This is a genomic window from Pseudomonas sp. BAV 4579, assembly GCF_009765395.1.
In the GTDB taxonomy this organism is placed as follows: Bacteria; Pseudomonadota; Gammaproteobacteria; order Pseudomonadales; family Pseudomonadaceae; genus Chryseomonas; species Chryseomonas aestiva.
This window is the reverse complement of record NZ_WHOV01000087.1, coordinates 1-24,138: the sequence shown is the minus strand read 5'-3', so window position 1 is coordinate 24,138 and position 24,138 is coordinate 1. Positions and strand designations below refer to the sequence as shown.

Annotated in this window: 18 protein-coding genes and 1 pseudogene; 11 read left to right on the top strand and 8 right to left on the bottom strand. The window is 69.9% G+C overall.

Features of this window, described 5'->3' with window-relative positions; genetic code table 11:
* Positions 1-207: 207 nt before the first annotated feature.
* Positions 208-1,833 carry a methyl-accepting chemotaxis protein gene (locus GSQ95_RS17425; RefSeq protein WP_158897129.1) on the bottom strand — a complete coding sequence of 542 codons (1,626 nt, stop codon included), beginning with the start codon at positions 1,831-1,833 and terminating at the stop codon, positions 208-210.
* Between the two features lie 149 nt (positions 1,834-1,982).
* Positions 1,983-2,765 carry a DNA-binding transcriptional regulator KdgR gene (gene kdgR / locus GSQ95_RS17420; RefSeq protein WP_158897130.1) on the bottom strand — a complete coding sequence of 261 codons (783 nt, stop codon included), beginning with the start codon at positions 2,763-2,765 and terminating at the stop codon, positions 1,983-1,985.
* Between the two features lie 193 nt (positions 2,766-2,958).
* Between kdgR and GSQ95_RS17415 the strand changes: the two genes are divergently transcribed.
* The 9 genes from GSQ95_RS17415 (at position 2,959) to GSQ95_RS17375 (ending at position 14,002) form a co-directional block, all read left to right on the top strand.
* Positions 2,959-4,254: an MFS transporter gene (locus GSQ95_RS17415; RefSeq protein ID WP_256664630.1), complete on the top strand. Its 1,296-nt coding sequence runs from the start codon at positions 2,959-2,961 to the stop codon at positions 4,252-4,254.
* A complete protein-coding gene (locus GSQ95_RS17410; protein WP_158896902.1) occupies positions 4,241-5,152 on the top strand; it encodes an SMP-30/gluconolactonase/LRE family protein in 912 nt (303 codons plus the stop codon). Before GSQ95_RS17415 ends, GSQ95_RS17410 begins: the two co-directional genes overlap by 14 nt.
* Entirely contained in the window at positions 5,149-6,132 is a 984-nt protein-coding gene (locus GSQ95_RS17405) for a sugar kinase (protein WP_158896901.1), read from the top strand. The genes GSQ95_RS17410 and GSQ95_RS17405 overlap by 4 nt, the downstream gene beginning before the upstream one ends.
* 4 nt (positions 6,133-6,136) lie before the next feature.
* Positions 6,137-7,348: a D-mannonate dehydratase ManD gene (gene manD, locus GSQ95_RS17400; protein WP_158896900.1), complete on the top strand. Its 1,212-nt coding sequence runs from the start codon at positions 6,137-6,139 to the stop codon at positions 7,346-7,348.
* A 14-nt stretch (positions 7,349-7,362) separates the two neighbouring features.
* Complete coding sequence (locus GSQ95_RS17395; protein WP_158896899.1) at positions 7,363-8,391, top strand: Zn-dependent oxidoreductase; 1,029 nt, start codon at positions 7,363-7,365, stop codon at positions 8,389-8,391.
* A gap of 70 nt (positions 8,392-8,461) precedes the next feature.
* Positions 8,462-9,739 (top strand): MFS transporter, encoded by a 1,278-nt coding sequence (locus tag GSQ95_RS17390; RefSeq protein WP_158896898.1) that lies wholly within the window; start codon positions 8,462-8,464, stop codon positions 9,737-9,739.
* Entirely contained in the window at positions 9,736-11,169 is a 1,434-nt protein-coding gene (locus GSQ95_RS17385) for a mannitol dehydrogenase family protein (protein WP_158896897.1), read from the top strand. The genes GSQ95_RS17390 and GSQ95_RS17385 overlap by 4 nt, the downstream gene beginning before the upstream one ends.
* Before the next feature lies 1 nt (position 11,170).
* Positions 11,171-12,355: a mannonate dehydratase gene (uxuA, locus tag GSQ95_RS17380; protein WP_158973864.1), complete on the top strand. Its 1,185-nt coding sequence runs from the start codon at positions 11,171-11,173 to the stop codon at positions 12,353-12,355.
* A 90-nt stretch (positions 12,356-12,445) separates the two neighbouring features.
* A complete protein-coding gene (locus tag GSQ95_RS17375) occupies positions 12,446-14,002 on the top strand; it encodes a UxaA family hydrolase (protein ID WP_158895320.1) in 1,557 nt (518 codons plus the stop codon).
* 45 nt (positions 14,003-14,047) lie between these two features.
* On the opposite strand, the pseudogene GSQ95_RS17370 reads toward GSQ95_RS17375, so the two are convergent.
* The 4 genes and pseudogenes from GSQ95_RS17370 to GSQ95_RS17355 form a co-directional block, all read right to left on the bottom strand.
* Positions 14,048-17,039: pseudogene (locus GSQ95_RS17370) on the bottom strand (efflux RND transporter permease subunit).
* A gap of 3 nt (positions 17,040-17,042) precedes the next feature.
* On the bottom strand, positions 17,043-18,140 hold the full coding sequence (locus GSQ95_RS17365) for an efflux RND transporter periplasmic adaptor subunit (protein WP_158895321.1): 1,098 nt from the start codon (positions 18,138-18,140) through the stop codon (positions 17,043-17,045).
* A gap of 14 nt (positions 18,141-18,154) precedes the next feature.
* A complete protein-coding gene (locus GSQ95_RS17360) occupies positions 18,155-18,940 on the bottom strand; it encodes a MipA/OmpV family protein (protein ID WP_158895323.1) in 786 nt (261 codons plus the stop codon).
* Between the two features lie 11 nt (positions 18,941-18,951).
* A complete protein-coding gene (locus GSQ95_RS17355) occupies positions 18,952-20,391 on the bottom strand; it encodes an efflux transporter outer membrane subunit (protein ID WP_158973862.1) in 1,440 nt (479 codons plus the stop codon).
* A 96-nt stretch (positions 20,392-20,487) separates the two neighbouring features.
* Here GSQ95_RS17355 and GSQ95_RS17350 point away from each other — a divergent pair, with 96 nt between their 5' ends.
* Both GSQ95_RS17350 and GSQ95_RS17345 read left to right on the top strand, forming a co-directional pair.
* Entirely contained in the window at positions 20,488-21,162 is a 675-nt protein-coding gene (locus tag GSQ95_RS17350) for a response regulator (protein WP_158896773.1), read from the top strand.
* The gene (locus GSQ95_RS17345; RefSeq protein ID WP_158896774.1) at positions 21,159-22,328 is read left to right on the top strand and encodes a cell wall metabolism sensor histidine kinase WalK; all 1,170 of its coding nucleotides are present in this window, start codon (positions 21,159-21,161) and stop codon (positions 22,326-22,328) included. The genes GSQ95_RS17350 and GSQ95_RS17345 overlap by 4 nt, the downstream gene beginning before the upstream one ends.
* Positions 22,329-22,383: 55 nt before the next feature.
* Here GSQ95_RS17345 and GSQ95_RS17340 read toward each other — a convergent pair whose 3' ends face one another.
* Together GSQ95_RS17340 and GSQ95_RS17335 are read right to left on the bottom strand one after the other, a co-directional pair.
* Positions 22,384-22,938, bottom strand: coding sequence for a ProQ/FinO family protein (locus GSQ95_RS17340; RefSeq protein ID WP_158896775.1), 555 nt, complete (start codon positions 22,936-22,938; stop codon positions 22,384-22,386).
* A gap of 395 nt (positions 22,939-23,333) precedes the next feature.
* On the bottom strand, positions 23,334-24,138 hold an 805-nt coding region (locus GSQ95_RS17335), incomplete at its 5' end, for an aldehyde dehydrogenase family protein (RefSeq protein WP_158973861.1).

Genomic DNA, 24,138 nt, shown 5'->3' with positions numbered 1-24,138 from the left:
CGGTTAGAATACCGGCCTGTCACGCCGGGGGTCGCGGGTTCGAGTCCCGTCCGCCGCGCCATACACGTTGTTCCGGGTCCTCTGAACTGCCCGAACGACGCAAGAGAAGCTGCCCCAGGGCAGCTTTTTTTGTGCCTGAAGAAAAGGCCGGTTGATCGTTCGCGGGCTGGCGCCGCTCTGGCGGCCAGCGCCAGCCGGCGGCTCCGTTCAGATCACGAATTCCGCCACCAGCTGCCGGAGACCGGCCGCCAGGCGCGACACCTCGGTGCTGGCGCTGGAGGTCTGGCTGGCACCTGCCGCGGTCTGGTCGGACAGGTCCTTGATGCTGATCAGGCCACGGTCGATGTCCTTGGCCACCAGGGCCTGTTCTTCGGCGGCCGTGGCGATCAGCGCCGTGCGCTCGTCGATGCCGCCCATGGCGCCGGCGATGGCCCGCAGGGCACCGTTGGCCTCCCGAGCGACGGCGAGGGATAGCTCGGCGGTCTGGCTGCTCTGCTGCATGGCCTTCACCGCGTCCGTCGAATCGTGCTGGATGGTGCCGATCATGGCTTCGATCTCCCGCGTCGACTGCTGGGTGCGATGGGCGAGGGCGCGGACTTCATCGGCGACCACGGCGAAGCCGCGGCCCTGATCACCGGCGCGGGCGGCCTCGATGGCGGCGTTGAGCGCCAGCAGATTGGTCTGCTCGGCAATGGCGCGGATGACGTCGACGACGTTGCTGATGGCCTGGGCGCGACCCGACAGCGTCTGGATCTGACCGCTGCTCTGATCGACCTGGCTGGCCAGTCGTTCGATGGCGGTCAGGGTCGCGGCCACGTGCTCCAGCCCGGCCTGGGTAAGGGCGCTGCCTCTTTGCGAGGCGCCGGCGCTTTCCTCGGCATGGCGCGCCACCTCGTCCACCGCGGCGCTCATCTCCGTCACCGCCGTGGCCACCTGGCCGATCTCGTCGTTTTGCCTGAGCAGGCCGCGGTTGCCGTCGTCGATCACCGCGGTCATCTCTTCCGCGGCGGCGGCCAGTTGACTGGAGCTGTCCGCGAGATGGGCCACGGTGGCGCGCAGGTTGGCCTGCATGCCGGCCAGGGCGGTCAGCAGGCCGGCGGCCTCGTCGCTGCCCGCCACCTGGATGTCTTCGGCCAGGTCCTTTTTGGCGATCCGCTGGGCGATGCGCAGGGCTTCGCCGATGGGCACGGTGATGCTGCGCGTCAGCAGGAAGGCCAGGGTGACGGTGGCCAGCAGGGTGGCGAGGATCAGGCCGGAGACCCAGGCCAGGCCGTGGTCGTAGATCCGGCCCGCCTCAATGCCCGACGCGACCGCTCCGCGGTCATTCAGCGCGGCCAGGCTTTCGATCTGCACCTGCACCTGGTCGGCGGCGATCCGCATGTTGCCGTCGGCCAGGGCGGTGGCGCCCGCCAGGTCACCGCTGCGATAGAGGGTCTCGAAGCTGTCCAGCAGACCCAGGTAGCCCGCGGCGCCGTTCTGGACGGCCTGGTAGAGCTGCTGTTCCGCGTCGCTGGACACCAGCGGCGCATAGTCCGCGATTTCCTTGGCGAGGCGGCTGCGCAGCTCGATCAGTGCCGTGGCCATTTCCGACCTGCGCCCCGCATCCTGGGTACCCAGGCTTCTCACGCTTTCGAGGCGCAATCGCAGCAGCGCCGCGGTCATCTGCCCGGCCTGGCGGACGCTGGGCATCCAGTCCGTCTCCACCTCGATTTCCGACTGCCTGAGTTGCCGCATCTGGATCAGGGCGATGGCCCCGAGCGCGATGACGATTGCTACGATAATCGAGAAGGCCAGGGCCGACCGCCGACCCACCTTGAGTGTGCGCATCATCATGACAGTCACCATGAAGGAGGCCCGACGGGACACCGGGCTGGAGTTGTGATGTGCATCACACGCTATAGGGGGTGGCTTAGCGGCCGCTTAAGGCTGAGCCGCCCATCGGACCATTGGTCTGACTATGGCGGTGCAGCCTGCACAGGGGCCTAGCGGGCCGGGGCACCCATCTGCGCCGAGATCCGCGCCGTGGTAGCGAGCATCTGCTCCACATACTCGGCCTTGAGGTCTTCACGGAAGCGGAAGCAGGGAAAGGACACGCTCAGGCCGGCCACGACCTGGCCGAAGCGGTCGCGGATCGGCGCCGCCAGGCACCTCATGTTGGCCTCGAATTCCTCGTGGTCTTCGGCGAAACCCAGCTCACGAACCCGCGCCAGCTCCGCCAGATAGGCGGCCAGGCTGTCGAGGGTGTTGGGCGTGCGGCGGACAAAGGTCTCCTGGGCCAGGATCTGGCGTACCTCGGCTTCCGCTCGCCAAGCCATCAGCACCTTGCCGATCCCGGTGCAGTACAGCGGCGCCCGCCGACCGATGCGCGAATACATGCGCAGGGTGTAGCGCGAGTCGAGCTTGTGCACATAGACGATGGCGCCCTCGTCGAAGATGCCGAGGTGGACGGTCTCGCCGGTCAGGTCGTTGAGCAGGCGCATGCCCGGTTCGGCCTCGCGGACCAGCTCCAGCTGGGGCAGGGCACGGGCGCCCAGTTCGAACAGCTTGACGCTCAGGCGGTAGCGGTCTTCGGCGTCCTGGACCACATAGCCCAGGGCCTTGAGCGTCTGCAGGAAGCGGTGGACGGTGCTCTTCGACAGGTCCAGCTGCTGCGCCAGCTCCGAGACGCCGCAGTCGTCCTCGCGCTCGCCGAGGGCTTCGAGCACCGCCAGGGTACGCCCGACGGCGCTGACCATGTCGTTGCCGAGAATTTGATTCTTTTCCATGGAACCGCCGGTCGCCTGATTGCCGGAACACTGTTCCATTCTGATTGACGAACGCAGGAAAGGCCAGCAACACTGTCTTCCAGCGAATGGAACAACGTTCCAAAGCATTTCGCGCGTAAGGGTCTCTTTCCACCGCTGGCGGTCGCCGGGGGTGCGAACAAAAACAACAACGGAACCTGCGACGATGAAATCCATGACCAAAGTCCCGGGCGCTCTGGCGCCTGCCGCTCGTACCCCTGGCTGGCTGCCCCGTGCCCATCCGGTGTCCTGGCAGATGCTGGGTATCACCACCCTGGCGATGCTGATGATCTCGGTGGATCGCCAGCTGCTGCCGACCGTGTTGCCGGCGATCATGCAGGAATTCGGACTGGACGCCGCCCAGGGTGGCTGGCTCAGTTCGCTGAGTTTCGTCGGCACCCTGATCGGTGCCCTGGTGGTGGGGGTGCTGGCCGATAGCGTCGGCACCGGCCACCGCCGTGCCTGGAGCTGGGTGGGGGCCTGCGCCCTGACCATCGGCTCGGCCTTCGCCACCGTCTATGCGCGTTCGCTGGGCGCCCTGCAGGTGCTGAGATTCACCATGGGCCTGGGCACCGGCGCCATGGAGCCGGTCAACATCGCCGTGGCCAGCGAATTCTGGCAAAAGGAAAATCGCGGCTTCGCCCTCGGCGTCCATCACACCGGCATGCCGCTTGGGCAATTTGTCGGTCCGGTCCTGATGGGGCTGATCCTGGCCAATGGCGACTGGCGCGCCACCTTTCTCTGGATCCCGCTGATCGGCCTGCCGATCATCCTGCTGCAACTCTACCTGGGCCGCCGGCGCAACGAGGAGCAGGTCTATGCCTGGATCCGCGAGGAGGGGCTGACCGTGCCGGTCGATACCGACGCGCCCGTCTCGCGCAATCCGTTGACCAACCTGCGCCAGGCCTTCGCCGAGCGCAACGTGCGCCTCTGCCTGGTGATGAACTTCCTGTTCCTCTGGACCGAGATGGGCGTGGCCACCTTTCTGACCTACCAGCTCACCAGCCAGCTGGGGCTGAGCCTGGCCGAGGCCGCGGTGATCTCGGGCGCCTCGGGACTGGTGGGCTGGGCGGGGCAGATCTTCTGGGGGACGCTGAGCGATCACCGCGGCCGCAAGTTCGCCCTGGGCATCCTGACCGTCGGCTTCTCGATCTGCGTCGCCCTGTGCATGTTCATCGACAGCCGCGCCATGGCCTGGACCCTGCTGCTGGCCTGGGGCCTGTTCCGCAATTCGCCCTATGTGGTGCTCTATTCGCTGGCGGTGGATTCCTCGCCGCGCGCGGCCGGCAGCGGCCTGGGCCTGCTCATCGGCGTGGGGCTGGGCCTGGCGGGCTTTCTGGTGGGGCCGGTGGCCGGTTACGTGATCGAGCATTTCGGCTGGCACTGGAGCTACGCCATGCTCGCCCTGAGCTGCCTGCTGGCGCTGATACCGCTGCGCTTCGTGGAGGAGACCCGCCATGGCGCCGCCTGAATGCCTGTTCGACCATAGGGATGAACTGGGCGAAGGCCCGGTCTGGGATGCCCGGCAGCAGCGGCTGCTGTGGGTGGATATCCTCGCCGGGCGGCTGTTGCGCGCGGCGCCCCAGCCAGCGGCCCCGGTCGAGATACTGGGCTTCGACCGACCGCTGGGCTGCGCCGTGCCCCATGTCGACGGCTCCACCTGGCTGGCCCTGAGCGATGGCGTCTGGCGCCTGGCCGCCGGTGCCTCCCAGCCGGTGCCGATCGCGCAGCCGCCCCGGGCGGTCCATGGATCGCAGCACCGCTTCAACGACGGCAAGTGCGATGCGCTCGGCCGTTTCTGGCTGGGTACCACGCTGCTCGACGAGGCGCCCGGCGGCGGCCGGCTGTATCGCCTGGACCTGGATGGCCAGCTGCAGCCGATGCTCGACGGCATCACCGTGTCCAATGGCCTGGGCTGGAGTCCGGACAACCGTACCTTCTACTACATAGATTCGCCCACCCGCCGGGTACAGGCCTTCGATTTCGATCTCGCCAGCGGCGCGCTCGGCCGCGGGCGCACCCTCATCGACTTCGGCGAGCAGCCCGGCGTGCCCGATGGCCTGGCCGTGGACAGCGAGGGGGCGCTGTGGATCGCCCACTGGGACGGCTACCGCCTGAGTCGCTGGAGCGCCGAAGGCGAATTGCTCGCCTGGGTGGAGCTGCCGGTGGCGCGGGTGACCTCCTGCGCCTTCTACGGCGAGCGCCTGGAGCAGCTGCTGATCACCACCGCCCGGGTGGGCCTCGATGATTCCGCCCGCCAGGCGCAACCCCTGGCCGGGCGCACCTTTCGCCTCGATCCCGGCGTGACCGGCCTGGCGGTGTCCGCCTGCCGCGTGCGGGTTCCGGACCACCTTCAGGAGTCTGCATGACGCTACCCCTCGTTTCGTCCCCGCTGACCCGCATCGGCCTCATCGGCGAATGCATGGTCGAGTTGCGCAGTCAGGGGGATGGCCAGCTGGGCCAGGCCTTTGGCGGTGACACCCTCAATGCCGCCGTCTATCTGCGGCGGCTGCTCGGGGATGACCCGGTGCAGGTCGATTACCTCACCGCGGTGGGCGACGACAGCCTGAGCCAGGCCATGCGCGCCCGCTGGCGCGAGGAGGGGCTGAGTGACGCGCGGGTGCGGGTGCTGCCCGGACGTCTGCCAGGCCTCTATCTGATCCAGACCGATGCCGACGGCGAGCGGCGCTTTCTCTATTGGCGCGGCGAGGCGGCGGCGCGGGAATGTTTCGACGGCGCCGAGGCCCAGCCGCTGCTGGCGGCCCTGGCGGAGTACCAGGTGCTATATCTCAGTGGCATCAGTCTGGCGGTGCTGACCGACACCGGGCGCGAGCGGCTGCTGGAGGCGCTGCGCCAGGCGCGCGCCGCCGGCACCCGCATCGTCTTCGACAACAACTACCGGCCGCGGCTGTGGCCGAATCTGCAGGCGGCGCGCACGGCCTATCACCGGCTGTTGCACCTCACCGATGTGGCGCTGGTGACCTGGGAAGACGACGCCGCGCTGTTCGGCTTCGCCGACGAGGCGGCGCTGTTCGCCCAGTACGCCGAATGGGGCGTGGCCGAGGTAGCGCTCAAGCGCGGTGCGCTCAGCTGCCTGCTGCAGCATCGCCAGGGGCGCCAGGAGGTGGCCGGCGAAGCCGTGGCCCGGGTGGTGGACACCACCGCCGCCGGAGATTCCTTCAGCGCCGCCTACCTGGCCTGCCGCCTCCAGGTCGGGGCCCCCGAGGCGGCCGCCGCCTGGGGTCATCGCCTGGCGGCGACGGTCATCCAGCATCCCGGGGCGCTCATTCCGCGCGCGGCCATGCCGGCGCTGCCGCCCCTGATTCCCGCTCTCACTGCCCAGGCCTGAAGCCATGAAGATCACCGAAGCCCGCGTCATCGTCACCTGTCCCGGTCGTAACCTGGTCACCCTCAAGATCGTTACCGACGAAGGCCTTTATGGCCTCGGCGACGCCACCCTCAATGGCCGCGAGCTGGCGGTGGTGGCCTATCTGGAAGAGCACGTGCTGCCGGCGCTGATCGGTCGCGATGCCCATCGCATCGAAGACATCTGGCAGTACCTCTACCGGGGCGCCTACTGGCGCCGCGGACCGGTCACCATGACCGCCATCGCCGCGGTGGACGTGGCGCTCTGGGACCTCAAGGCCAAGGCCGCTGGTATGCCGCTGTACCAGCTGCTCGGCGGCAAGAGTCGCGAGCGGGTGATGGTCTATGGCCACGCCACCGGCAAGGACATCGAGAGCTGCCTGGACGAGGTCGCTCGCCATGTGGAGCAGGGCTATCGCGCGGTGCGGGTGCAGTGCGGGGTGCCGGGCATTCCCACCACCTATGGCGTGGCCAAGCGCGAAGGCGAGCGCTACGAGCCGGCCGACAGCGATCTGCCGGCCGAGCACGTCTGGGACACCGCCAAGTACCTCAATCACGTACCCAAGCTGTTCGCCGCGGTGCGCGAGCGCTTCGGCGACGACCTGCACCTGCTGCACGACGTGCACCACCGGCTGACGCCCATCGAGGCGGGGCGGCTGGGCAAGAGGGTCGAGGAATACAACCTGTTCTGGCTGGAAGACTGCACGCCGGCGGAAAATCAGGAGGCCTTCCGCCTGATTCGCCAGCACACCACCACGCCGCTGGCGGTGGGCGAGGTGTTCAACTCCATCCACGACTGCCGCGAGCTGATCCAGGAGCAGCTGATCGACTATATCCGCGCCACCCTGGTGCATGCCGGCGGCATCACCCACATGAGGCGCATCGCCGACCTGGCGGCGCTCTACCAGGTGCGCACCGGCTTCCATGGCGCCACCGACCTGTCGCCGGTGTGCATGGGCGCCGCGCTGCACTTCGACAGCTGGGTGCCCAACTTCGGCATCCAGGAGCACATGCCCCACGAGGCGCGCATCGAGGAGGTCTTTCCCCATGCCTATCGCTTCGCGGACGGCCATTTCACCCCGGGCGAGGTGCCCGGCCACGGCGTGGACATCGATGAGGACCTCGCCGCCCGTTATCCGTACCAACGCGCCAGCCTGCCGGTGAACCGGCTGGTGGATGGCACCCTGTGGCACTGGTGAGCGAGGAATCCCGGATGAAAGCCTTTCAGGTCAGAGCACCCCATGAATTCAGCATCGAAGAGGTCGCGGTACCCACGCTGGCACCCGGCGAGGTCCGCGTCGGGGTGGCCTATGCGGGCATCTGCGGCTCGGACATGCACATCATCCATGGGCAGAACGCCTTCGTGCGCTTTCCCCGCGTCACCGGCCACGAATTCGCCGGCGTGGTGCGCGAGCTGGGCGCGGGCGTGAGCGGCCTGGCGGTGGGCGATCCGGTCTGCGTCGATCCGGTGATCGCCTGCGGCAGCTGCTATCCCTGCCGCATTGGGCGGCCCAATGTCTGCAGTCGCCTGCAGGTGCTTGGGGTGCACCGTGATGGCGGCTTCAGCGAAGAGGTGTGCGTGCCCGCGGCCAATGCCCATCGCCTGCCGCCCGGTTTGCCGCTGGCCCAGGCCGCGCTGGTCGAGCCCTACAGCATCGCCCTCAATGTGCTGGAGCGGATGCAGTTCCTGCCCGGGGATTCCCTGCTCATCTACGGCGCCGGCGTGATCGGCCTGACCCTGGTGCAGATGGCCCGGGCGCTGGGCATCGCCGATATCACCGTGACCGATGTGCTGGACGATCGCCTGGCCACCGCCCGGACCCTGGGCGCGACCCGCACCCTCAATGGCCGCGAGACCAACGTCGAGGCGGCCATGCGCGAGGCCACCGGCGGCGAGGGCGTGCCGCTGATCGTCGACGCCGCCTGCCATCCGGCGCTGCTGCCGGAGATCGTCCGGCTGGCGTCGCCGGCCGGGCGCATCGGCCTGCTGGGCTTCAGCGCCACGCCCAGCGAGCTGGTGCAGCTGGAGATCATCAAGAAGGAACTGACCCTGGTGGGTTCGCGGCTCAACAACGGCCGCTTTCCCCGGGTCATCGAGCTGCTGGCGGCGGGCAAGCTGGATGCCGCGGCGCTGATCAGCCACCAGGTGGCCAGCCAGGAGATGCCGGGTGCCATCGAGCTGATCGAAAGGCACCCCGAGCGGACGCGCAAGGTGCTGGTGCAGTGGGGTGGCAACGCCTGACAACGCGCGCTCCGCAAGGAGCGTTGCTTCTATGCCTTACCGAATAAAGACAATGAGCGGGAGGTAACAAATGGCTGGACAAGGTCGTGGACTGGTACTCGTCATGCTGTTCCTGGCGGGGGTCGTCAACTATCTGGATCGCTCGGCGCTGTCGGTGGCAGCGCCCCTGATCCAGAAGGACTTCGGGCTGGGCGCCGGGGAGATGGGGCTGCTGTTCAGCGCCTTCTTCGTCGGCTATGCGGCGTTCAACTTCATCGGCGGCTGGGCCGCCGATCGCTATGGCGCCAAGACCACGCTGCTGCTGGCCATGGTGCTCTGGTCGGCGTTCAGCGGCCTGACGGTGCTGGCCTCGGGCTTCGCCGCACTGATCGTGATCCGGGTGCTGTTCGGCATGGCCGAGGGGCCCCTGAGCGTCTCCACCAGCAAGATGGTCAACAACTGGTACGCGCCCCACAACCGGGGTCGCACCCTGGGCCTGTCGATGTCGGGCACGCCCCTGGGCGGCGCCATCTCCGGCCCCATCGTCGGGGTGATCGCGGTGACCTATGGCTGGAAGGTGTCCTTCGTGGTCATCATGCTGATCGGCTTCGTCTGGGCGGTGGCCTGGTACCTCTGGATCAAGGACAAGCCCACCGGCCAGCTGGCCGCCGACATCGCCGCCGAGGAGCGCGCCGTGGCCGTGGTGGATACCGAGGTGCGACCGCTCAAGTACTACCTGCGCCAGCCAACGGTGCTGTTCACCGCCCTGGCGTTCTTCGCCTACAACTACACCCTGTTCTTCTTCCTGACCTGGTTCCCCAGCTACCTGATCCAGGCCTACGGCCTCAATGTGAAGGACATGAGCATCGCCACGGTGATCCCCTGGGTGCTCGGCTTCATCGGCCTGGCGGTGGGCGGCTATCTGTCCGACTGGGTGTTCCGCAAGACCGGTCGCCTGATGTTCTCGCGCAAGGTGGTGCTGGTGACCTGCCTGCTGGCCTGCGCCCTGTGCATCGGCGTGGCCGGCCTGGTCAGCACCCTCTATGCCGCGGTGGCCCTGGTGGCGCTCTCGGTGTTCTTCCTCTATCTGACCGGCGCCATCTACTGGGCGATCATCCAGGACACGGTGCCGGCGGCGCGGGTGGGCGGGGTGAGCGGTTTCATGCATTTCCTGGCCAACACCTCGGGCATCATCGGCCCGGCGGTGACCGGCTATCTGGTGCAATTCACCGGCGCCTTCACCAGTGCCTTCCTGCTCGCCGGCGCCCTGACCGTGATCGGTTCGCTGTGCGTGGCGCGCTTCGTCAAGCCGCTGGCCGAGCGGCCGGCGGAGGCACCTGCCGCGCTGGCTACCGGAGGCGTCCGATGAGCGATTTCGAACGCCTTCCCTCGCGCTATCCGGCGCCGGCCATCGGCATCGTCCACCTGGGGTTGGGCGCCTTTCATCGCGCCCACCAGGCGGTCTACCTGGAGCGCAACCTGGCCCGCCACGGCGGCGGCGCCTGGGGCCTGTGCAGCGCCAACCTGAGATCGGGTCGGGCGCTGGTGGAGACCCTGAACGCCCAGCAGGGCCGCTATCACGTGGCCGAATACCGCAACCGGCGCGAAGGGGTGCTGCGCGAGATCGGCGCCCTGCGCGAGGTGCTCTACGCCGGCGACGGCGGGGCCGGGCGCGAGGCCCTGCTGGCGCGGCTGGCCGATCCCGGGGTGCGCATCGTCACCCTGACGGTTACGGAAAAGGGCTATTGCCTGAGTCCGGCCAGCGGCGCCCTGCGCCGCGACGATCCCGGCATCGTCCATGACCTGGCCGAACCGCGGGCGCCGCGCACCGCGCCGGGGCTGCTGGTGGAAGGCCTGCGCCGGCGTCGTGCGGCCGGCATCGCGCCCTTCACCGTGCTCTGCTGCGACAACATGCCGGACAACGGCCAACGGACCCGCCAGGCGGTGGTGTCCCTCGCCGAGGCCCAGGACGCCGGGTTGGCGGCCTGGATCGCCACCACCGTGGCCTTTCCCTGCAGCATGGTGGATCGCATCGTCCCGGCCATGGACGAGGCGGCCTTCGCGCGGCTGCGCGACCTTGGCTGCGATGACCCGGCCGCCGTGGTGGGCGAGGCCTTCAGCCAGTGGGTGGTCGAGGACCGCTTTCCGCAAGGGCGCCCGGACTGGGAACACGAAGGGGTACAGATGGTGGCGGACGTCCGCCCCTTCGAGACCATGAAGCTGCGCCTGCTCAATGGCAGCCATTCGCTGCTGGCCTATGTCGGCAGCCTGGCCGGTCACGGCACCGTGGCCGAGGCCATGGCCGACGCACGCCTGGCGGCGCTGGTGCACCGCTACATGAGTCGCGAGGCGGCGCCGACCCTGGACATGCCGGAGGGCGTGGACCTGCAGGCCTATGCCGCGGCGCTGGTCGCGCGCTTCCGTAACGACGCCCTGCAGCACCGCCTGCGACAGATCGCCATGGACGGCTCGCAGAAGCTGCCGCAACGCTGGCTGCTGGGCGCCCAGCGGCTTTTGGAGCAAGGCGGCGAACTGGCCTGCACCGCGCTCGGCGTGGCGGCCTGGATTCACTATGGTGAAGGCGAGGGCGAGGCGCTGGACGATCCCCTGCGCGCCACCCTGGCCGCCTTGCCTACGGGCGCGGCGCGGGTGGACGCCGTGCTGGCGCTGGCCGAGGTCTTTCCGCCGGATCTGGTCGCGCAACCCGTCTTTGGCGACGCGGTGCGCCGGGCCCATGCGCGCATCGCCACGGCGGGTATCGCCGCGGCCATTGCCGATCTCACCGAACAAGGAGTCTGACATGGAACACACCTGGCGCTGGTTCGGCCCGCGCGATCCCATCTCCCTCGCCGACATCCGTCAGACCGGGGCCACCGGCATCGTCACGGGGCTGCACGAGATTCCCAATGGCGAGGTCTGGCCGCTGGCGGCCATCGCCGAGCGCAAGGCGCTGATCGAGGCGGCGGGACTGACCTGGTCGGTGGTGGAAAGCATCCCGGTCCACGAGGACATCAAGCGCGGCCTGCCGGGGCGCGAGCGCTATCTGGACAACTACCGGCAGAGCCTGCGCAATCTCGCCCAGTGCGGTATCGATGTGGTCTGCTACAACTTCATGCCGGTGCTGGACTGGACCCGCACCCAGTTGGCCCATCGACTGCCCGACGGCGGCTGGGCGCTGAGATTCGATCAGGATGCTTTCGCCGCCTTCGATCTGTGCATCCTGCAGCGGGAGGGCGCCGAGGCCGAGTACGCCGCCGCGGAGATCGAACGCGCGCGCCGCCATCACGCCGGGCTCGACGACGCCGGGCGCGAGGAGCTGGTGCGTACCCTCATCGCCGGTCTGCCGGGCGCCGAGGAGGGCTACTCGGTCGCCGACCTGCGCGTCCTGCTGGCCACCTATGCCGGCATCGACGCCGCGCGGCTGCGTGAGCACCTGGCCGTCTTTCTCCAGGCCGTGGTGCCGGTGGCGGAAGAGGTGGGCATTCGTCTGGGGGTGCACCCGGACGATCCGCCGCGCCCGCTGCTGGGCCTGCCACGGGTGGTCTCCACCGCCGCCGACGCCCAGTGGCTGCTGGACGCGGTACCGAGCCCGGCCAACGGGCTGACCTTCTGTACCGGCTCCTATGGCGTGCGCGCCGACAACGACCTGGTGGCCATGGCCCGCCAATTCGCGCCGCGCATCCACTTCGTCCACCTGCGGGCGACCCGCCGCGAGGCGGATCCGCGCAGTTTCCACGAGGCCCATCACCTGGACGGCGACGTGGACATGGTCGGGGTGATCCGCGAACTGGTACGCGAGGAGCGTCGCCGCGAACGCGCAGGCGGGGCGCGGCTGCCCATGCGTCCGGACCACGGCCACCAGCTGCTGGACGACCAGGGACGGCGGACCAACCCCGGCTATTCGCTGATCGGCCGGCTCAAGGGTCTGGCGGAATTGCGCGGCGTGGAACAGGCCGTGCGGCGGCTGGAAGAGGCGCATGACTGATGCGGATCGGCGTCTCTTGGATATACCCCGTGCCCGACCCCGCCACTGGCGCGGTCAAGGCCAACCTCGAAGGCTGACGTGGAGACCCCTATGGAATTGATCACCCGCAGCGGCGCCGCGGCCGCTGCCCGCGCCACCCTGCGCCTGCATCCGCAAGACGATGTACTGATCGCCCGCCAGGCGCTGGTGCCGGGCCTCGAATTGCCCGAGGAGGGCGTGCAGGTCCGCGAGCCGGTGCCGGCCGGCCACAAGGTCGCCGTGCGCGCCATCGCCGCAGGCGCGCCGGTGCGCCGCTATGGCCAGATCATCGGCTTCGCCCGCGAGGCCATCGCCGCCGGCAGCCATGTCCACGTGCACAACCTGGCCATGGGCGACTTCACCCGCGAGCACGCCTTCGGCATCGAGGCCCGTGGCGCCCCGGCGCCCATCGAGCGCAGCTTTCTCGGCATCGTCCGCCCGGATGGCCGGGTGGCGACCCGCAACTACATCGGCATCCTCACCTCGGTGAATTGCTCGGCCACGGTGGCCCGGGCGGTGGCCGACCATTTCCGCCGCGACGTCCATCCCGCGGCGCTGGGGCCCTATGCCAACGTCGACGGCGTGGTCGCCCTGACCCATGGCGTCGGCTGTGGCATCGATACCCAGGGCGAGGGCATGGCGGTGCTGCGCCGGACCCTGGGCGGCTATGCGTCCCATCCCAACTTCGCCGCGGTGCTGTTCATCGGCCTGGGTTGCGAAGCCAACCAGATCCCCACGCTGCTGGCCGACCAGGGCCTCAGCGAGCACGCGGGATTGCGCACCCTCACTATCCAGGACAGCGGCGGCACCACCGCCACCGTGACCCGGGGCATCGCCGCGGTGGAAGCCTTGCTGCCCGCGGCCAATGCGGTGGCGCGCGAACCGGTCAGTGCCCGCCATCTGATCCTCGGCCTGCAGTGCGGTGGCTCGGACGGCTATTCCGGCATCAGCGCCAACCCGGCGCTGGGCCGGGCGGTGGATATGCTAGTGGCCGCCGGGGGCACCGCCATTCTCTCGGAAACCCCGGAGATCTATGGCGCCGAACACCTGCTCACCCGGCGCGCCGCCAGCCCGGCGGTGGGCGAACGCCTGGTGGAGCGCATCCGCTGGTGGGAAGACTATTGCGCCCGCTTCGGCGCCAGCCTGGACAACAACCCCTCGGCGGGCAACAAGGCGGGTGGCCTGACCACCATCCTGGAAAAATCCCTCGGCGCGGTGATCAAGGCCGGCTCCACCGATCTCATGGCGGTCTATGGCTACGCCGAGCCGGTGCGCAGCCCGGGCCTGGTGTTCATGGACACCCCCGGCTACGACCCGGTCTCGGCCACCGGTCAGGTGGCGGGAGGGGCCAACCTCATCGCCTTCACCACCGGCCGGGGTTCGGCCTATGGCTGTGCGCCGACGCCGTCGCTGAAGATCGCTACCAACACCCGCCTCTGGGAAAGCCAGCGCGACGACATGGACGTGGATTGCGGCGGCCTGGTCGACGGCAGCACCACCCTGGAAGAGCGCGGCGCCTTCATCTTCGAACGGCTGCTGGCACTGGCGTCGGGCGAGCGCAGCCGCAGCGAGTTGCACGGCTACGGGCAGAACGAATTCGTCCCCTGGCAACTGGGCGCCACCACCTGAGCCCGAGCTCGCGGGAGGGGGACAGCCTCGCCGCCGGTGCCTCGTTCAGCTGTCCTGGCACCGGCCATACAGCAGGGCGTAGAGCACCGGGATCAGCCCCAGGGTCACCAGGGTGCTCAGCGCCAGGCCGCCGATCATGCTGATGGCCATGCCGGTCCACAGCGGACCGGCAAAGAGCATCAACGGGATGAGGCCGAGGATGCAGGTGAGCTTGGTCATGATGATCGGCCGCAGGCGTTCGCCGGCGGCGTCGAGCAGCGCCGGGACGAGGGGCTTGCCGGCCTGGCGTTCGGCTTCTATGCGTTCGAGCAGCAGGACCGCGTTGTTGACGATGATGCCGGCCAGGGACAGCAGGCCGAAGGTGGCCATGAAGCCGAAGGGATGGCCGCTCAGCCACAGCGCCAGGGCCACGCCGATGAGGATGAAGGGGATGCTGGCGACGATGATCAGCACCTTGCGCCAGGAATCGAATTGCCAGAGGAACAGCAACAGCATGGCCACGGCGGCCAGCGGCAGATAGCGCAGCAGGGCGTCGTTGGCGGCGGCGGAATCCTCGCTTTCGCCGCCCAGCTCCAGGCGGTAGCCGGGCGGCAACTGCAGGGTCGGCAATTGGGGCGCGAGGGTGGCGACCAGGGTGGCGGCGGTCATGCCGGGATTGCGCGCGCTGACCGTGAGGGTGCGCTGCAGGTTGCGCCTGACCTTGACCCCGGCCTCGCTGGCCAGCTCGATCCGGGCCACCGCCGCCCTGGGGATAGACCAGCAGGGTGCGCGGATCCCCACCGCGGGGCGTGCTGCGCGCCGCGATCTCGACCGGATACTGGCCGTCGCGCAGCTGGGCGCCGCTCAGGCCGTCGCCGGCCAGTTGCAGCGCCTGGGCCAGGTCGCGGCGGTCGAGTCCGGCGGCGCGGGCCCGGGCCGGGTCGACCTCGACCTGGTAGCGCAGCAGGCGCGGGCCCCAGTCGTCCTGGATGTCGCGGGTCCCGGGGACGGCGGCGAGCAGGTCGGCGAGGTTGGCACCCAGCTGACGCAGGACCGTCTCGTCCGGGCCGCTCAGGCGATAGACCGCCAGGCCGCTTTCGGTGGTGCCCAGGGAAAAGCGCTTGGGTTGGGCGCGCACCTCGGGATAGGCCCGGGTCAGCTGCTCGCCGACCCGGGCCATGACCTGGGCAAGATCGGCGTCCGGGCGGGTGGTGACGGTGAAATAGGCGACATCGGGACCGGGCAGCGGCGGATTCAGGCCCAGCACGATGCGCGGTCCGCCCTCGGCGACGTAGCCGATGCTCTCGACGATATCGGCATCCTCGCCCAGCCAGCGGCTGAAGCCCTGCATGAGTTCCAGGGTGCGCTGGGCCGAGGTGCCCGGCTCCAGCTGGAGGGGGATCTGGAACTGGTTGCGATCCGAGGGCGGCAGGAAGTCGTAGGGCAGGCTGAGCACCTTGAGGGTGGCCAGGACCAGCAGCCCGAGCATGGCCAGCAGATAGGCCAGCCGGTGCCGCAGCAGGACCTCCAGCAGGCGGCGATAGCCGCGGTGCAGGGCGCTGTCGGTGCTGCTACCGCCATGGCTGGGGTCCGGCACCAGGCGCAGGCAGAGCAGCGGCGTCACCGTCAGGCTCAGCGCCCAGGAGCCCAGCAGGGTCAGCGCCAGCACCACGGCCAGGGACCTCAGGTATTCATTGGTGCTGGTCTGGCCGAGAAAGAAGGGCGAGAAGGCCAGGATGATCACCAGCGAAGAGGTCAGCAGCGGGATGGCCAGGGTCCGGCCGGCGGCTGCGCAGGCGGCGCGGCGCTCCTCGCCCGCGCGCAGGCGCCGTTCGATGTCCTCGGCGATGACGATGCCGTTGTCCACCAGCAGCCCCAGGGCCAGGATCAGCGCGGCGATGGACACCGTCTGCAACTCGATGCCCAGGGCGCGCATGACCAGCAGGGTCGTCAGCACCGTGAGCGGGACGATGGCGCCGACGATCAGCCCCAGGCGCCAGCCCAGGAACAGCATGACCACGGTCATGACGATCACCATGGTTTCCATCAGCACGTGCTGCATGCGCGCCATGGCGTGGTGCACCACCTCGGCCTGGAAGGTCACCCGATGCAGGGCGAAGCCGGTGGGCAGGGTGGTCGCCAACGCCTCCAGCCGGTCGTGCAGCGCGGCGCCGAAGGCTTCGACGTTGCGGCCCGGGGTCATGGCGATGCCCAGCACCAGGGCGCGTTCGCCGCGATAGAAGGCGGCGCTGCGCACCGGCTGCGCGGGCTCGACCCGCACCTGGGCCAGCTCGGCCAGGGGCACGGCGCGGCCCTCGGCCAGCTGGATCGGCACGGCGCGCAGCGCGGCGGGATCGGCCAGTTCGCCGCTGATGGCCAGGCTGAGGACGCGTTCTCCCGCGCGCAGGCTGCCGCCGCTGACCAGTGCGTTGCGGGTGCGCAGTTGCGCCAGTAGCGCCTGGGGCGACAGGCCCAGGCGGGCCAGCGCCGTGGCGTCCAGGGTCAGGACGACGCGCTCGTCCTGCAGGCCATAGAGGGCGATACGATCGACCCCGGGCAGGCCATAGAGGGCGCGGCGCAGGCCTTCCACCTCGCGGCGCAGTTCGCTCGGTGAAAAACCGGGCGCGGTCACGGCGATGGACGCCACCGCCACCCGCCCGAAATCATCGTCCACCAGCGGGCCCTGGGTACCCTCGGGCAGGCCCTGAGCCACCTCGGCGACCTTGTTGCGGACGCGCTGCCAGAGCGCCGGCAGATCTTTGATCTCGTCCCGGGCGGTGAGCTGGATGATGGCCTGGCCGGGTCTCAGGGTGGTCACCAGGGTCTTGAGTTCGGGCAATTCGCGCAGCCGGTCTTCCAGCGGCTCTGCCAGCAGTTCCTCCACCCGGTCGCTGGGCAGGCCGGGCAGGGCGACGCTGACCAGGGCGTCGCGCACGGTCACGCTGGGTTCCTCCTGGGACGGAAAGCCGAGAAAGGCGTAGATCCCGCCTAGCAACAGGGCCAGTGCGATGCACAGCACCAGGCGACCCCGGCGCAGGGCGAAAGCGGTCAGGGACATGGCCTACTCCCCCGTGAGCACGGTGCTGGGCCGATAGGGCAGCACATGCTCGCCGGCGCGCAGAAAGGCGGCGCCGGCGACCACGATCTGCTCGCCCTCGGCGAGACCGCTGGCGATCAGCGCCTGGCCCTGCTGCAGGGCCGCCACCGTGACCGGGCGCGGCTTCACCTGCTGGGTCTCCGGCTGGTAGACGAAGACCTGACCGGCGGTGCCGCGCTGTCCGGGCAGCAGCGCCCCCAGGGGCACGGCCAGCTGCGCCTGGGCCGGCAGCGGCAGGCGCACGTCCAGCAGACTGCCGCTGGGCAGGGCCGGCGCCTCGCTGCCAAGGGCGAAGACCGCTTCCTGCAGCAGGCCCTGCTCGGCACGCGGTGAGAGACCGACCAGCCGGAGTGCCAGGGGCGCGCCGTCGTGCGTGGCATAGGCCTGCGCCTGGGCGCCGGGTGTCAGCGCCTGGGCCAGGGCGGCTGGCACCTGCACCACCACCTGGCGTTCACCTTCGGCCTGCAATCCGAGCAGGGTCTCGCCCGCGCCCAGCAGCCGCAGCGGCTCCGGCGCGCGCAGGACGATCTGACCCGCGAAGGGCGCCACCAGCCGGGTCTGGGCCAGGGCGCGGCGCGCCAGGGCCAGCTCCGCCTCGGCGCCCCGTTGCTGCGCCTGGGCCGCGCCCAGGGCGGCGTCGGCGCCTTCCAGCTCGGCCTTGGCCAGGTTGCCCTCGGCGAACAGCTGCCGGGCCCGCCGTTGCCCGGCGCGGCGCTGGTCCAGCTCCACCCGGGCAGCCTGCACCCGGGCGCTGGCCTGGTCGAGGCGCAGACGCGCCGGCTCGCCATCCTGCTCGGCGAGCACCTGACCGGCCGCGACCCGGGCGCCCACGTCCACGGCCACCCGCAGCACCCGCCCGCCATTCTCGAAGGCCAGCGCGGTGCTGCGCGGCTGGCGCACCAGGCCGGGCAGCAGCGGCGCCTGGGCCGTCAGCCGGTCGACCGGCGCGAGCTTGACGGTGCGCAGGGGCACCGGACTAGGGCGTTCATCCGGTGAGCAGCCGCCCAGCAGGGGGAGCAGCAGGAGGAGGGTAAGGGCGGAGGTCAGGCGCGGGCCGGGCATGGCGGGCTCCAGGATCAGAAGCTGTAGGTCAGGGCGACTTGGGCGGTGGTGGCGGTGGCGCGCTGGCGCAGCGGGCTGTCGCGTGCCTGGTCGCCGTAATAGGTGGTGGTCAGGGTCGCCACCGAACTCCAGTGCGGATCGAAGGTGTGCAACCAGTTCAGCGCGGCGGAATAGGCATAGATGCCCTGGTCGAGACGCGCCGGGGCGAAGCCGCTGGCGGCGCTCTGGGCGGCGGTGACGCCGAAATAGGTCTGGTTGAAGCGGCGGTCGCCGGCGTGGGCGTCGAGATCCAGCGCCAGGGTGTCCTGGTCGGTGTGCAGGCCGATGGCTTCCACTCCCAGGCGATAGCGAGTGCCGCGCTGGGCCCCGGCCAGCCGCCATTCGCCCTCGGCGTTGAGACTGAGCCAGGGCGCCAGGGCCTGGCTCAGGGTGAGGTCCAGCACCGTGGCGCCGTCGACTTCGCCCATCCCCCGCAGCCGGTCGGCGCCTGGCCGCGAGGCGTTGTCGCGGTCATCACGGCCGACGTCGTAGTTGAGGGCGCCGCTGAGGGTCAGCCCCTGGACCGACTGCCATTGCAGGCCGAGGCCGCGACTGGTGTCGGCAAAGAAGGGGCCGCGCTGGACCACCAGCAGGGGCAGCAGCTGCGGCCGATAATCCGCCGAACCCAGGTAGCGACTGACCGTGCCGGCCACCAGGCCAAGGCTGACATCAATGTGGTCGCGCCAGGGCGAGGCGTCGGCCGCCTGGCCGGCCAGGGGCGTCAGGCAGAGCAGCAGCGGCAGCAGGGGGGTGCGGGTCATGGCAGGTCCTCTCAGGTGGCGGAAGGGTGGTCCAGGCCGTGCAGGGCGCGGTGCAGGCGCAGGCGATTGAGGCGCAGCGCCTGCTCGGTCTGGCGCAGCGTCTCACTGGCGCGTAGGGCGTCGAGACCGGCCTGCAGGCTGGCGCCGGGATCGCCGGCCCCGGCCTGCCACTGGCGCGCCAGGCGCTGGCGGCGCTGGTGGCTCAGCTGCAGCTGGGCGTCCAGGGTCTGGCGCTGCGCGAGCAGCAGGCGGCGCTCCTCCAGGCCGTCGGCCAGTTCGCGAAAGGCGTCCTGCAGGGTGCGTTCGTAGGTGGCCAGGGCCAGGTCGCGAGCGGTCCTGGCGGCGTCCAAGTTGGCATGGTTGCGCCCGCCGTCGAACAGCGGCAGGGACAGCGACGGCGTCAGCAGGCGCAGCCCCTGGCCTGCGCTGAACAGATCCTGCAATTGCGGACTGGCCAGGCCCACCGCGGTGCTCAGGCGGATGCTCGGGAAAAAGGCGGCGCGGGCCGCGCCGATGCTGGCGTTGGCCGCCTGCAGACGTTCCTCGGCGGCGCGCACGTCGAGACGCTCCAGCAGGCGGCTGGAGGGCAGGTCGGCCAGCTCGCCGGGCAGCTCCGGCGGAGGACCGGCGAGGGCAGGCGCAGCGCTGGGCGAGGGCGCCAGCCGGTAGCCGGTGACCCAGGCCAGCGCCCCATAGACCTGGGTGCGCTGACTCAGCCGCTGTTGCAGCTGCTGGCGCGCCTCGAGGGCGGCCTGGGTCAGGGGCTCCAGCGCGGCCGGAGCCAGGTCGCCGGCGGCGATGCGCGCCTGGGTCCGCTGCGCCAGCTGGTCGCTGAGCGCGACCATCGCCTGGGCGCTGGCGACCTGGGCATCGGCCTCGCGGGCGAGCAGGAAGAGGCGCGCCACCTCGACCACCAGGGCGCCGCGCGCGGCCTGCTGACCATAGGCGCTGGCCAGCAGCTGATGGCGGGCTTCTTCACCCAGGCTGGCCACGCGGCCGAAGAAATCCAGGTCGAAGGCGTCCACGCCCAGGGTGGCGGTGGCCAGGTCCTGCTGGTAGCGCTCGTCCAGCGCCGGATCGGCGAAGCGCTGACGCGGACGCTGCACCGCCAGACCCAGGGTGGGCCAGCGCTCGGCCTGGCGGACGCCCAGTTGCGCCCGCGCCTGCTCGACCCTGAGCTGGGTTATCCGGTAGTCTCGATTGCCCGCCAGCGCCTGGCTCGCCAGCGCTGGCAGGAGGGCTTCAGCGCTGACCGCGGCCAGCAGTTGGCGCTCCTCCGGACTGAGGTCGACGACCGCCGCGGGCGCCGCATCCCGCCGTTGCCACAGACCCAGATGCGCGGGCACCGGCAGTGCCGGCCGCTGGTAGTCGGGAATCAGCGAGCAACCGCTGAGGCCCAGCAGGCTGATCAGCAGCAGCGGGCAGGTGACGGAAGCGGCGAGTGAAGGCATGGCAGGCGGACCCGGTGCAAGGCATGGATCGCAGCCTAGGGACGCCGAATCAAGATTCCTTCGGTGAATTGTTGAGATTCGATCAAGAGAGCGGACGTGGGCGACAAACTCATACTCATCGTCGAAGACGACGCCGACAGCGCCAGCGTGCTGGAGGCCTATCTGCTGCGCGACGGCTTCACGGTGATGCTCGCCGAGGACGGCCGCCAGGGGCTGGACCTGTTCCAGCGCGAGCGACCCGATCTGGTCCTGCTCGACATGATGCTGCCGCGCCTCGGTGGCACCGAGGTGCTGGCACAGATCCGCCGCGCCGGGGATACCCCGGTGATCATGGTGACCGCCATCGGCGACGAGCCGGAAAAGCTCGGCGCCCTGCGCTATGGCGCCGACGACTATGTGGTCAAGCCCTACAACCCCAAGGAGGTGGTGGCGCGGGTGCACGCGGTGCTGCGTCGCTGTCATCAGGCGCCGCGCGATGATCGCTGGCTACGGCACGGCGCCCTGACGGTGGATCTGGAGCGTTTCAGCGCCACGGTCGAGGCGCGCCTCCTGGAGCTGACGCCCACCGAATTCGGCCTGCTCGCCACCCTGATGCGCACCCCGCACAAGGCCTTTACCCGCGAGGAATTGCTGGAGCGCTGCCTGCCGGAGAGCGAGGCCCTGGCGCGGGTGGTGGACACCCACCTGCACAACCTCAGGCGCAAGCTGGAAGCGGCGGGCCTTCCCGGCGTCCCGGTGACGGTACGCGCCATCGGCTATCGCTTTTCATGAAGCGCCAGGCCCCGCTGGGACGCTGGGTCGGCTGGCGCATGAGCCTGCTGGCGCTGGGCGCGGTGCTGCTGATCGCCGCCGGCATGTACCTCTGGTTTCTCTTTGGCGACTGGTGGGTGCTGCGCCAGGTGCCCCAGGCGGCGCGGGCGGAGATCCTCCAGCTACGCGCCGATCCGCAGGAAAACGAGGCGAGGCTCTGGGCGCTGTTCAGCCACTACTATCCGGTGCGCTATTTCCTGCCCGGTATCGCCAGCCGCGACTGGTGGGTGCTGGCGGGCCTGGTGCTGGCAGCCGTGCCGTTGATCCTGCTGGCCGGCTTTCGGCTGTCACGCCCGCTGTCGAGCCAGTTCTCCGCCATCGCCGCGGCGGCGCGGCGGGTGGCGTCGGGCGATCTGGACACCCGGCTGGAGGTGGCCGAGACGGCACCCGCGGAGTTGCGCCGCCTGGCGCTGGACTTCAACAGCCTCACCGCGCGGTTGCAGCAATACGAACGCGACGTACGGGATTCCAGCGCCATCCTCGCCCATGAGCTGCGCACCCCGCTCAACGCCGCCTCGGTGCGGGTGCAGGGCATCCTCGACGAGGTCTTTCCCGCGGATGCCCGCCAGTTGCAGATGGTCAAGCGCCAGCTCGACCTGCTCAACACCCTGGTCGGCGATCTGCATACCCTGTCGCTGGCCGAGGCCGGGCAACTGGCGCTGGACCAGCGGCCCTTCGCCCTGGCGGCGCTGGTGGAAGAGCGACTGGCCTGGTTCGCGCCCCAGCTGCAGGCCGAGGCGATACGACTGCACCTGGAACTGGATCCCCGCCAACGGCTGTACGCCGACCGCGATCGCATCGGCCAGTTGCTCAACATCCTGCTGGAAAATTTCCTGCGCTATGGCGCCAGCGGCGGCGAACTGGAGATCGTCCAGCAGGCTCTGGCCGAAGGGCTGGTGCTGGAATTCCGCGATCGCGGCCCGGGCATCGCCGAAGCCGACCGTGAGCGGGTCTTCCACCGCTTCTGGCGCGCCGACAGCTCCCGGGCGCGTCACCTGGGCGGCAGCGGCCTGGGCCTGTCCATCGCCCGCGCCATCTGCGCGGCGCATCAGGGGCGCATCGTCGCCCTGGGGCGCGAGGGTGGCGGCACGGTCATGCGCATCGAGTTGCCGGGACGGCTGTCCTGACGCGGCAGGCGTCTTGGAACGACTGCCCCTGTCAGGGCGACAGGGGCAGCGGGCCTCAGGCGGAGGCGTCGTCCGCGGGGGCGGCGACGGCCTCGGCCGCTGCAGGCGCCTCAGCTTCGACCGGCGCGGCGGTGTCCGCCTTGGCTTTGGCCTGCTCACGGCGGGCCTGGGCGCGCTGGCGGCGGGCCTGCTGCTTGGCATAGACCGCCTGGGAAGCGGTCACGGTGCCAGCCGGCTGGCCATCCAGATCCAGGCGCGGGGCGTTTTCGGTCATGGCCGCCCAGTAGCGGGTGCCACGGCACCAGGTGGCGATCGACTGCTTGAGTTGGTCACCGGTGATGCCCAGGCGCTCCAGGTGCTGCTCGGCGTCCTTCAGGATGCCTTCCTTGAGCGGCACCTTGGGGGCCGGATTGACCGGGAAGGCCAGCGGGAAGTGCTTCTGCAGACGGCGGATGCCTTCGACCACCGGATCCTGCTCGCGGGGCTTCTGCTCGCGGGGCTTGGCTTTCGGTGAAGGTCTCCGCGCCGGCCGCTCGTTGCTCTCGGTCTTTACCTGCGCTTTTTCGGCCCGCAGGCGGTCGCGTAGTTCAGCTAGTTGCTCAAAGCCCATCGTTCAGCTCACCGCTCCAATAGAATTCACGTGCAAGGGTAACCCATGCCGGGCTTGGACCGCGCCGATTGCAGATTGGCACGCCCAAGGCTGGCGGCCCGTCATTCTAAAGGCTGGTTTGCCGCTCGTGCATCCTCGGAAGCGTCATTCCCGGCGGATGGTGCGCCCTGCTGGGCGTTTTCTCGGTCCTTTACGAACGCCGCCGAGCGCAGCTGAGGCGAGTTGAAACGACCTTGGGGAGTGACGGCCCAAGGCGACTCGAAGGCTGAGCGCGCCCGAACCGGAAGACCGCGGAAGGGCCGTGCATGTGCGGTAAACGAGCATTCCGACCGGGCTGGCGCTCCAGGCCTTGCAACGAAGCAGCGCCGATGATGCAGGCACTTCTCGTACTGGACCTAGCCGCCTCCGGTCAGGCGCGACACCCACTGCGCCAGCCGCAGCTTGAACGGCGAATAGGGCGGCAGCAGCAGACGAACGGCCAGCAGCGGACCGGCGGCGAGTACGCTGCGCTCGTGGGAAAAGGTGCGAAAACCCGCCTGGCCATGGGCGCTGCCGCTGCCGGAGTGATTGACGCCGCCAAAGGGCAGGTGCAGCTGGGTGTACTGCTGCATGCACAGATTGAGGCCGACGCTGCCGGAGCTGGTGCGGGCGACGACCCGGCGCTGCACCGCGCGATCGCGACTCCAGAGATAGAGCGCCAGGGGCTTGGGACCGGCGTCGATGCGCTGCAGCACCTCCTCCAGGTCGTCGTAGGCGATCACCGGCAAGAGCGGACCGAACAGCTCCTGGCTGTCCAGGGGGCTGTCGACGGCCGAGCAATCCAGCAGGGTCGGGGCGAGATAGCACCCGGCGGCATCGTGCGCACCGCCATGGATCAGCTGCGCGCCGGCGGCCCGGGCCTGTTCCAGCAGCCCGATCAGCTGCCTGGCGTGGCGCGGGTGGATGAGCCGGGCGTAGTCCGGGCTGGCGGCGGCATCGGTGCCGTAGCGCTGCACCAGCAGGGCACGACAGCGTTCCTTGAAGGCCGGCAGCAGGCGGCGGGCGACGAAGACATGATCGGGCGCGACGCAGGACTGGCCGGCATTGAGGAATTTGCCCCAGAGCAGCAACTCGGCGGCGGCGTCCAGGTCGGCGCTGGCGTCGATGATCGCCGGCGACTTGCCACCCAGCTCCAGGGTCACCGAGGCCAGATGCCGGGCA